The following is a 9,579-nucleotide window of genomic DNA, read 5'->3' as shown; positions in this document are numbered from 1 at the left end:
GCCATGTGTCCGCGCGACCAGCATGGCAAAACTACTATTTTTGGGAGAATAATACATTTTTTGACCTAATGTGATAGATGTAAGCCGAAAAGTCGATGGCTTCACGGAAGTCGGAAGACCATCCATTTAACGTTTTAACATTTAACATTTCGGGCACTCTGAAAGTCAAAAATGATTTCCCTAGTTAGAGAAAAAAATTTCCCTAGTTAGAAAAATGAAAAACGATATTTTTTCCGAATGGGTGTCAAAGTGTTAAAACGTTAAGATGTTAAAACGTTAAATGCACACATTTATCGTTTCCAAACTCCGTCAATAAAAACCCAACACTATGGATTTCAATATTTTGCACTTCTATTCTTTCTCTCTTCTTTCTATTAATCATAATTACATTATATATATCGCGCGCACGCGAAAATCAGTGTCAATTTATCGTTTTAACGCAAAATGCGGCACTTTTTTGGAGGTCGATTTAACATTTTAACATTTAACATTTGTGGAAAATGTAGTACGGATGAAAGATGGGGATCTTAAGTCAATTATCCATCATAACTTAATGGCTATCATGAAATTTTTACAAGTCAAATGGTATATAAATGCCTATTTTTATTCTGATGTCTACCAGAGACGTTACGCAACATCTCTACATCGTAAAGACATACTTCAAAATATTGGCACCCATTTTCAAAGCCTTTTCGCGCGTTTCCTGCGAATCGTGGTGAACACGCTGGTCTTCCCAACCATCGCCAAGGTCACATTCGTAGGTGAAGATGCACACCAAACGGCCATCGTAAATCAATCCAAACAGTTGTGGTGCCTTGTTGTCGTGCTCGTGAATTTTGGGCAAGCCATTCGGGAAACTATAAGGTTCCTTGAAAATCTCATGCGAATAAGGCAACTCCACAAAATCCAATTCGGGGAACACCTTTTTCATCTGCGGTTCAATGTATTGACGGATGCCGTAGTTATCATCAATGTGAAGGAAACCACCGCCAATCAGATAGTTACGCAGATTTTGCGCTTCAACGGCATCGAAAACCACATTGCCGTGACCCGTCATGTAAACATACGGATAATTGAAAATGTCAGGACTGGATGGCTCAACCGTCGGCACTTCGGGATTGATGTCGGTACCGATTTCCTGATTGCAAAAACGCACCAGATTTGGCATTGAGGTCGGATTGCCGTACCAGTCGCCACCGCCACGGTATTTCAACAAAGCGATGTTGAGTTGCTGGGCGGAGACCATTGTAGAAATCGTTACAAACAATATGATTATCAATATTTTCCTCATATTTTTAGTTTGCCCTTTCAGGGCGTTTTTCTATCTTTTCCCTTATTTCGCAAAAGGTGTCGTGAACTACGTTCACTTGCCTTTTGCTGTTTCAAGCTGCCCTTTCAGGGCGAGCGCGTTATCCATTCCGCATTTGATTTATCAATTGTATCGTATGGCAGGAAACCAAGGCTGCCGTTTCCGTTCGCAATCTGGCATCACCCAAACTGCATGGAACAAAGCCGTTTTCCTTGGCTAACGCCACTTCCTCTGGACTGAAATCGCCTTCCGGCCCAATCAGGATCAACACGTTTTCACCTTTATTATATAAGTCGCACAGTTTTTCAGTGACATCGTCATCAATCCAAGCAATGAATTTCTGTCCCTCAAAAGGCTGCTTGACGAGTTTGTCAAACGGCACAATATCCTCGACAATCGGCAATCGCGACTTGATGGATTGTTTCATGGCCGCCACCATCACCTTTTCGAAACGCTCCACATTGGCAGCACGACGCTCCGAATGATATGATGTAAACAACCTGACTCTGTCGATGCCGATTTCAGTTGCCTTTTCCAGAAACCACTCCATGCGCTCGTTCAGTTTGGTCGGCGCGATGGCAATCTCCAAATTGAAATTCCAATGGTCGTAGCCTTTGCGCTGATTGGTCAAATTGACGGAAGCACGTTTCGGCAAAGCCTCAACCAATTCAGCATCAAAGAGAAAGCCCTTGCCGTTGGACACGCAGAAGCGTTCGCCTTCGGTCATGCGCAACACCTTGACGCAATGCTTGGATTCGTCCTCCGAAAGGGTGTTCAGACCCTCAACCGCATCCGGGATATAAAAGACATTCATTGAATCAAAAAAATATAAAGAGACGCGATGAATCGCGTCTCTACAAGATTACATTCTGTTCGGCATTCCGATTCCCAACAATTCAGAAGCATTTCTCAGCAAGGCGGCCACCATGTCGCAAATCTGCAGACGGAACTGACGGCGCTCCACATCGGCTGATTCTTTCAAAATCGGGCAATCCTGATAGAACTGGTTGAATTCCTTGGCCAAGTCGAAGATGAAGTTGGCAATCATGGCTGGACTGCGGTTTTCTGCCGCCTGGTTCAAGACCATCGGCCAGCCGTACATCATCACGATGATTTCCTTTTCCTTTGGCTGCAAATCATTCATCTTCACTTCCTTATCGAGTTTTACGCCCATTTCTTCCGCCTTACGCAAAACCGAACAGATACGGGCGTGAGTATATTGCACAAACGGACCAGTATTGCCGTTAAAGTCAATGGATTCAGCCGGATTGAAGAGCATGGTCTTCTTCGGGTCAACCTTCAGGATGAAATACTTCAAGGCACCCAAGCCGATGGTGTGATAGAGCTTGTCGGCATCTTCTGGCGACAAATCCTTAGCCTTACCAAGTTCTTCGGAGACGGATTTTGCCGTTGCCACCATTTCGTCCATCAAATCGTCAGCATCGACGACCGTACCTTCGCGTGATTTCATCTTACCATTCGGCAGCTCCACCATGCCGTAGGAAAGATGCTCAATGGCATTGCCCCACTCACGGCCCAAACGCACCAGAACGCGCTTCAACACATCAAAGTGATAGATTTGCTCGTTGCCGACAACATAAATCAGTTTTTCAGGATCATATTCCTTCACACGAAGTTGTGCGGTACCTAAATCCTGCGTCATATAAACCGAGGTTCCATCGCGACGGAGCAACAGTTTTTCATCAAGGCCTTCATCGCGCAAATCGCACCAAACCGAGTTATCGTCACGGCGATACAGCACGCCTTTTTCAAGGCCTTCCTGCACCAGTGATTTACCCAAAAGATAAGTCTGTGATTCGTAGTAAATCTTTTCAAAGCTCACACCCAATCTCTTATAAGTGACATCGAAACCGTCGTAAACCCACTGGTTCATCATCTCCCAAAGCTGGCGCACTTCAGGGTCATTGGCTTCCCATTTGCGCAACATTTCACGGGCTTCTTGCATCAATGGAGATTCGGCTTCGGCCTTTGCCTTGGCTTCTTCCTGCGCTTTTTCATCAAGCTGGTCGAAGTTATCAGGCAGCAAAGCCTTCACTTCTTTCTTAAACTCCTTGTCGAACATGACATAGAAATCGCCGATCAGATGGTCGCCCTTCTTGCCTGTCGATTCTGGCGTGCAGCCATTGCCCCAGCGTTTCCAGGCCAACATGCTCTTGCAGATGTGAATGCCACGGTCGTTCACCAGATTGACGCGCACCACATTCTGACCGTTAGCCTTCATGATTTCGGAGACGCTCCATCCCAAAAGATTGTTGCGGATATGGCCCAAATGCAAAGGTTTGTTGGTATTTGGCGAAGAATATTCCACCACGACAGGTTTGCCACTGATTTCCTTGCGGCCAAACATTTCCTTATCATGGTTTTCAGCAAAGAATGAGAGCCAATAATTATCTGAAATCAAGATGTTCAAGAAACCTTTCACCACGTTGTATTTGGCAATCATGGCGGATTCCTTCATCATCTCGGCACCCATTTCGTCGGCCAATTGTTCAGGTTTACGGCCTGCCAATTTCAAAAACGGGAACACCACGATGGTCAGATCGCCTTCAAATTCAGGGCGGGTTTTCTGAAAATTGACCTGCTGGACAGGTGCTTCCTGATTGTATAAGTTCTTGAATGACTTTATAAATAACTGTCTTAATACTTCTTCTAACATAGTACTGAAATTTAATTGCACAAAAATAGTAAAAATCGGGATTCAACCGCATCATTGCTTACTATCACCTTGTAATTCCGCATAGCAAGCATCTAATTTTTCATGGAAAAATTCTCCAAAACGCTCCAACGGCATGTAACCCAAGGGAATATATTGCGAAGTTCTATGATGCATTGTATTCTTTTGTTTAGTCTCTCCGTAAACAGCTTGAGCTTCTGCAGCCATTGAGGCAACGCATTCTTCTTGCGTATCGTACTCTTTCATCATCCACTTTTTTGATGGCAAAAATACAAAAACAGTCGTCAACAAGTCCCCGAAACCGCGCATTTTTTATAATTTTGCCGCATAATTATTGGGAAAATGATGATGACAACATTAGAAATTGACAAAGCCACCCTCAACAAAGCTTTCCTTTATGCCGAAGCTCACGACATTGATTTGACCGAATTAGTGAAATCTTTTCTACTGAAATTTTCTGATGGTCAAATCAAAAACCTAAACCGCTTTATCGACAATACCGATTGCAAGCCCTATACTTTGGAGGAATTGAATTCCCGTATTGCCGAAGCCGAAACCGATATAGCTTCCGGTAAAACATTTAGCACAGAGGAAGTTATGCAAAATTTCAACAATCATTTTTCAAAAAAGTGATGAAAGTCGTCTGGTCTCTTAAAGCACAGCAATCATTCATTGAAATTGCCGACTACATCTTCGAGTTTTTCGGAGACAATGCAAAAGATAGCTTTAGGGATGAAATTTTTGCCGTTGCAAAGCAATTGGAAAAAATGCCTAATCTTGGAAAAGCCGAACCGCTTTTAATTTCAAATCCAAAATCCTATAGGAGCATTGTGATAAATAAACACAGCAAAATGGTTTATTTCATTGAAAACGAATCAGTTTACATTGCCGATATTTGGGAAACACGAAAAGAACCGTTAAATCAGGCAAACCAAATCGATGCATAAAATAATCAAATTATTTCCTTCAAAAACCGATTCTGGTATCAGAAAAATATATACTTTTGCACTTTGATGATGTACTTAGTGAAGCCACAGGATAATCTTATCAAAAAGGGAATCGTTCGGTTCCATCACTTTGAATTTCATTTTTTCTTCATTGCGGCGGTCAAATCGTTGACCGTCTTTTTTTTGTCGAAACAATTCAAATACACGCAATTATGTCAATATCATTAAAAAACCGCAGTCTGATTTCAATCAGCGACTACTCACCGGAAGAAATCTGCCATGTCCTTGACATTGCCGAAGACTTCGAGAAAAACCCACATCAGAATCTGCTGAACGGCCGTATCATCGGTTCGCTTTTCTTTGAGCCATCGACCCGTACACGCCTCAGTTTCGAGACCGCCATCCAGCTTTTGGGCGGCAACGTCATCGGTTTCAGCAGCACCGCCGGCACAAGCATTCAGAAAGGTGAATCTCTGGCCGACACCATCACTATGGTGGCCAGCTATGCCGACCTTATCGTCATGCGTAACCCAATAGAAGGTTCCGCCCGTTTTGCTTCAGAAGTCTCCAAAGTGCCGATTATCAATGCCGGCGACGGTGCAAACCAGCACCCGACCCAGTGCATGCTCGACCTCTACTCCATCCGCAAGACCCAAGGCACACTCGAAAACCTTGAAATCACTTTGGTAGGCGACTTGAAATATGGCCGCACGGTTCACAGCCTCGTCGAAGCCATGTGCAATTTCAATGCAAAATTCAACCTCGTCTCTCCTAACGAACTGAAACTGCCGAGCACCGTGAAACAGCACATTAAGGATGCAAACCTGAAATACGAACAGTTCACCGAACTGGAAGACGCTATCCCTCAATCAGATATCATCTACATGACCCGCATCCAGCGCGAACGTTTCCCTGACCCTGAAGAATACGAAAAGGTGAAGAATTCCTACGTCCTGCGCAACGCAATGTTGGCCAACTCAAAGCCAAACTGCCGCGTGCTGCACCCGTTGCCGCGCGTCAACGAAATCCATGTTGATGTCGATGCCAACCCGAAAGCCTATTATTTCCAGCAGGCACAAAACGGTGTTTACGCACGTCAGGCTCTCATCGCCTCCATCCTTGGACTTAAATAATTTGGTTTTGGTTATCGGTTATCAGTTTTCAGTTATCAGTTAACCGTTTACTGAAAACTGTAAACCGAAAACCAATCTTTAAATTTTTAATCTTAAATCTTTGAATAACAAATCACAACGCGATATGGAAAAAAGAAAAGAATTAGTTGTTTCGGCCATTGAAAACGGCACTGTCATCGACCACATTCCGGCTGACAAAGTGTTTCAGGTCATCAAAATATTGGGTCTCGAGACCATCGACAAGCCTGTCTATTTCGGCACCAACTTAGAAAGCAAGAAATACGACACGAAAGGTATCATCAAAATCACGGACAAGTTCTTTGAATCCGAGGAAATCAACAAGATAGCTCTTGTCGCACCGACTGCCACTTTGATTGAAATCAAGGATTTCGAAGTCATCAACAAGCAATCGGTTGTCATTCCGGAACGCATCGAACACATTGTGAGATGCGCCAATCCGAACTGCATCACCAACAAGGAGCATGATGTCCCGACCAAGTTCGTCGTCCTGAAAGGCAAAGACGGACATATAAAACTGCACTGCCACTACTGCGAAAAGAACACCACCGAAGACAAGTTGGAATTCATCTAATCTGCCATGAAAAAGACGTGGACCATCATTATAGCCATTCTCGCAGTAATCCTGATTTGGGGCGTTTCGACCTACAACAAGTTCATCAAGGCGCAGGAAAACATGACGAATGCCTGGGGACAAGTTGAAAACGTGTACCAACGCCGCGCCGACTTGATTCCGAATCTGGTTGCCGTGGTAAAGGAATATTCCGAATTTGAGCAAGGCACGCTGATTGCCGTCACCGAAGCCAGGGCGAAAGCCTCAGCTACCACACTGACAGCCAACGACATGACTGAAGAGCAACTGCAAAGTTTTGAAGGCGTTCAAGACGAACTGACCAACACACTTGGCAGATTGACGGCCCGCATTGAAGACTATCCCGATTTGAAAGCCAACGAACAATACCTGACGCTTCAGGCACAGCTGAAAGGCTGCGAGAACCGCATCCTCACCGAACGCCAGCGTTACAACGAATTGGTTCAGGAATACAACAAGCGAGTCCGCAAGTTTCCAAGCAGCATCATTGCCAGCTTGTTCGGTTTTGAAAAGCGCCCTTATTTTGAGGCAAGCGAAAACGCCGATCAAGCGCCACACATTTAAGGACACCTTGAAATATGAAAAATCAAAAAGGCCGAAGCGTTTGCTTCGACCTTTTTTTCGTTTTGTTAGTCTTGCCAGAAGTCTTCCCACCCAATCTAAGCAACAAGATACGTCGCTTTAGAAATATCCGAAAAAATCTCATTTTTTCATTCTTTCATCAGATTCTTTTACCTATTTTTGCGAAAAATTTGAGAAATGTTAGTAAACTTTACAGTCAAGAATTTCAGGTCTTTCAAACATGAGCACACGTTTAGCATGGAAGCGAGTTCGATAAAAGAGCACAAAGAGGCTATAATTGATAAAGGTAAATTATCTTTGCTCCCTTTAGCGGTGTTTTATGGAGCAAACTCCAGTGGCAAGAGCAACCTCATTCAGGCGATATACACAATGAGATATATGGTCAGACACTCAGTACAACTTAATGAAGGTGACGAACTGCCATACGATCCTTTTGCTTTGGACAAATCTTCAGATTCGCAGCCAACTTTGTTTGAAATTCAATTCATAAAAGGAGATGCACTCTATCGCTATGGTTTCGAATATGTCAGAAAAGAAATTGCTTCGGAATGGTTATATGAGAAGCGGTTTGGCGAGAAAGAATATGAGCTTTTTGTTCGTGCTCGAGACATGATAGATGTTTCAGCCAAAAGATTCCCTGAAGGAAAAGGCAAGGAAGAATTGACCAATACGAACCGACTTTTCCTTTCTCTTGTTGCCCAACTGAAAGGTGAGAAATCCAATTCCGTGATGGGTTGGTTCAAGCAGTGCAATGTGCTTTCAGGAATTGACACTGAAGGTTATGAAGCTTTCTCTCTCAATATGTTTTTGGAACATCTGCATGGAGCCGATGAAGCTCAAGAGTTTTTCAAAACATTGCAGTTGGGTTTCACTCGTTTTTCTGTCAAAAAAGTTGACATTCCGAAAGATGCTATGAATAATGCTCCAGAGTCGATAAAATCACAATTGGAAAAGGTTTTGACAACAGGGATTTATGTCGAGCCAATTACCACCCACAATGTGTATGATGAAAATGGAATTGTAGTGGGAGAACGAAATTTCTTTAAGAACCAAATGGAATCGGAAGGAACCAAAAAGATGATAGAAATGTCGGGGCCGATTTTTGACACATTAAACGAAGGCAAGACACTGATTGTGGACGAACTGGATGCAAAACTTCATCCTTTGCTGACACGGAACATCGTTCTTTTGTTTATGGATCCACAAAAGAACCAGCATGGGGCGCAATTAATCTTCGCCACACACGATACCAATTTACTGGATTTGGATATTATCCGCCGCGACCAGATTTGGTTCGCCGAGAAGGACGATGTTGAGGCGACAGACATCTATTCGTTGGTTGAATTTAAGGACGAAAATGGGAAAAAAGTGCGTAATGACCGTGACATCAAACACGATTACATCCGTGGCAGATACGGTGCCATACCATTCGTCGGAAAATAGGAGAACCGAGATATGGGCTACTCAAGAAAAGACGAGATTGCTAAGCTAAAGCGGGAACGAAAAGAAGCCAAAGCTGCAAAAAAGCGCAATGAAAATGTCAGGGAAAGGCTTGTGCGTTTTCTGATTGTGTGCGAGGGGACAAAAACAGAACCATTCTACTTTGAGGCTCTGATTAAGAACCATTTTTCAACTGTCCGTGAAGTGACGATTGAAGGAGAAGGAATGTCCACAACCGCATTAGTAGATGAGACAATGAAAATCAAGAAAGATCTTGAGCGAAAAAACGCCATGACTTTTGACCGTGTATGGGTAGTGTTCGACAAGGATGACTTTGGTGATTTTAACGAAGCCATCGAGAAAGCCCGCAAATTTGGCTTCCAGAGTGCATGGACTAACGAAGCTTTTGAGTTGTGGTATTACCTGCATTTTGAGTATTTGGATACCGGTATTGGGCGTGCAGAGTATATTGACAAACTTCAGAAAGCCTTTAGAAACAGGATGGGAGACGAAAATTTCAAGTATGAGAAAAGAAATCCTGAAATTTACAAATTGCTCCAGCAATATGGCAAGGAGGACTTGGCTAAACGCTTTGCCGAACGACTTCGCAGTTTATTTGCAGGAACCAATTATGTTACACACAAGCCCTGCACAATGATAGATAAATTGGTGGATGAATTAGAGAAGCCTGAACTTTTGTTGAAAAAGAAATGAAAAAGGAATGGCTGTAGTATAACGGATGACTGATTTTTCTAAGATATAGGAAAATGATATAAGTGTCACATTTACAAATATCTACTAAACATTACAAATAACGCTAATAATTCATTTCTTATCAACTTTTGTCTTGACACAAAAGTTGC

The 9,579-nt window shown here is 43.2% G+C and carries 11 protein-coding genes; 7 read left to right on the top strand and 4 right to left on the bottom strand.

Translation table 11 applies throughout. From position 1 onward, the window contains the following. Positions 1-640: 640 nt before the first annotated feature. From AC06MN_RS07580 to AC06MN_RS07565, 4 genes are all read right to left on the bottom strand, one after another. Positions 641-1,291, bottom strand: coding sequence for a DUF4159 domain-containing protein (locus AC06MN_RS07580; protein WP_475671755.1), 651 nt, complete (start codon positions 1,289-1,291; stop codon positions 641-643). A 118-nt stretch (positions 1,292-1,409) separates the two neighbouring features. After that, a complete protein-coding gene (locus tag AC06MN_RS07575; protein ID WP_475671754.1) occupies positions 1,410-2,123 on the bottom strand; it encodes a 16S rRNA (uracil(1498)-N(3))-methyltransferase in 714 nt (237 codons plus the stop codon). A gap of 48 nt (positions 2,124-2,171) precedes the next feature. After that, positions 2,172-3,986 (bottom strand): arginine--tRNA ligase, encoded by a 1,815-nt coding sequence (gene argS / locus AC06MN_RS07570; RefSeq protein ID WP_475671753.1) that lies wholly within the window; start codon positions 3,984-3,986, stop codon positions 2,172-2,174. 51 nt (positions 3,987-4,037) lie between these two features. Continuing rightward, complete coding sequence (locus tag AC06MN_RS07565) at positions 4,038-4,250, bottom strand: hypothetical protein (protein ID WP_475671752.1); 213 nt, start codon at positions 4,248-4,250, stop codon at positions 4,038-4,040. A 102-nt stretch (positions 4,251-4,352) separates the two neighbouring features. Here AC06MN_RS07565 and AC06MN_RS07560 point away from each other — a divergent pair, with 102 nt between their 5' ends. The 7 genes from AC06MN_RS07560 to AC06MN_RS07530 all read left to right on the top strand — a co-directional run bounded on the left by AC06MN_RS07560 (position 4,353) and on the right by AC06MN_RS07530 (position 9,430). Beyond that, positions 4,353-4,637, top strand: a complete 285-nt coding sequence (locus AC06MN_RS07560) for a hypothetical protein (RefSeq protein ID WP_475671751.1) — start codon at positions 4,353-4,355, stop codon at positions 4,635-4,637. After that, on the top strand, positions 4,637-4,951 hold the full coding sequence (locus tag AC06MN_RS07555) for a type II toxin-antitoxin system RelE/ParE family toxin (protein WP_475671750.1): 315 nt from the start codon (positions 4,637-4,639) through the stop codon (positions 4,949-4,951). Before AC06MN_RS07560 ends, AC06MN_RS07555 begins: the two co-directional genes overlap by 1 nt. A 212-nt stretch (positions 4,952-5,163) precedes the next feature. Next, positions 5,164-6,084, top strand: coding sequence for an aspartate carbamoyltransferase (pyrB, locus tag AC06MN_RS07550; RefSeq protein ID WP_475671749.1), 921 nt, complete (start codon positions 5,164-5,166; stop codon positions 6,082-6,084). Positions 6,085-6,208: 124 nt separating this feature from the next. Beyond that, entirely contained in the window at positions 6,209-6,676 is a 468-nt protein-coding gene (gene pyrI, locus AC06MN_RS07545) for an aspartate carbamoyltransferase regulatory subunit (protein ID WP_475671748.1), read from the top strand. Between the two features lie 6 nt (positions 6,677-6,682). Next, positions 6,683-7,258, top strand: coding sequence for a LemA family protein (locus tag AC06MN_RS07540; protein ID WP_475671747.1), 576 nt, complete (start codon positions 6,683-6,685; stop codon positions 7,256-7,258). A gap of 195 nt (positions 7,259-7,453) precedes the next feature. Further along, positions 7,454-8,719 (top strand): AAA family ATPase, encoded by a 1,266-nt coding sequence (locus AC06MN_RS07535; RefSeq protein WP_475671746.1) that lies wholly within the window; start codon positions 7,454-7,456, stop codon positions 8,717-8,719. Between the two features lie 12 nt (positions 8,720-8,731). Further along, the gene (locus AC06MN_RS07530; RefSeq protein WP_475671745.1) at positions 8,732-9,430 is read left to right on the top strand and encodes an RloB family protein; all 699 of its coding nucleotides are present in this window, start codon (positions 8,732-8,734) and stop codon (positions 9,428-9,430) included. Positions 9,431-9,579: the final 149 nt, after the last annotated feature.

The sequence above is a fragment of the Candidatus Limimorpha sp. genome, assembly GCF_056203535.1.
This window is presented reverse-complemented; position numbering and strand designations above follow the sequence as displayed.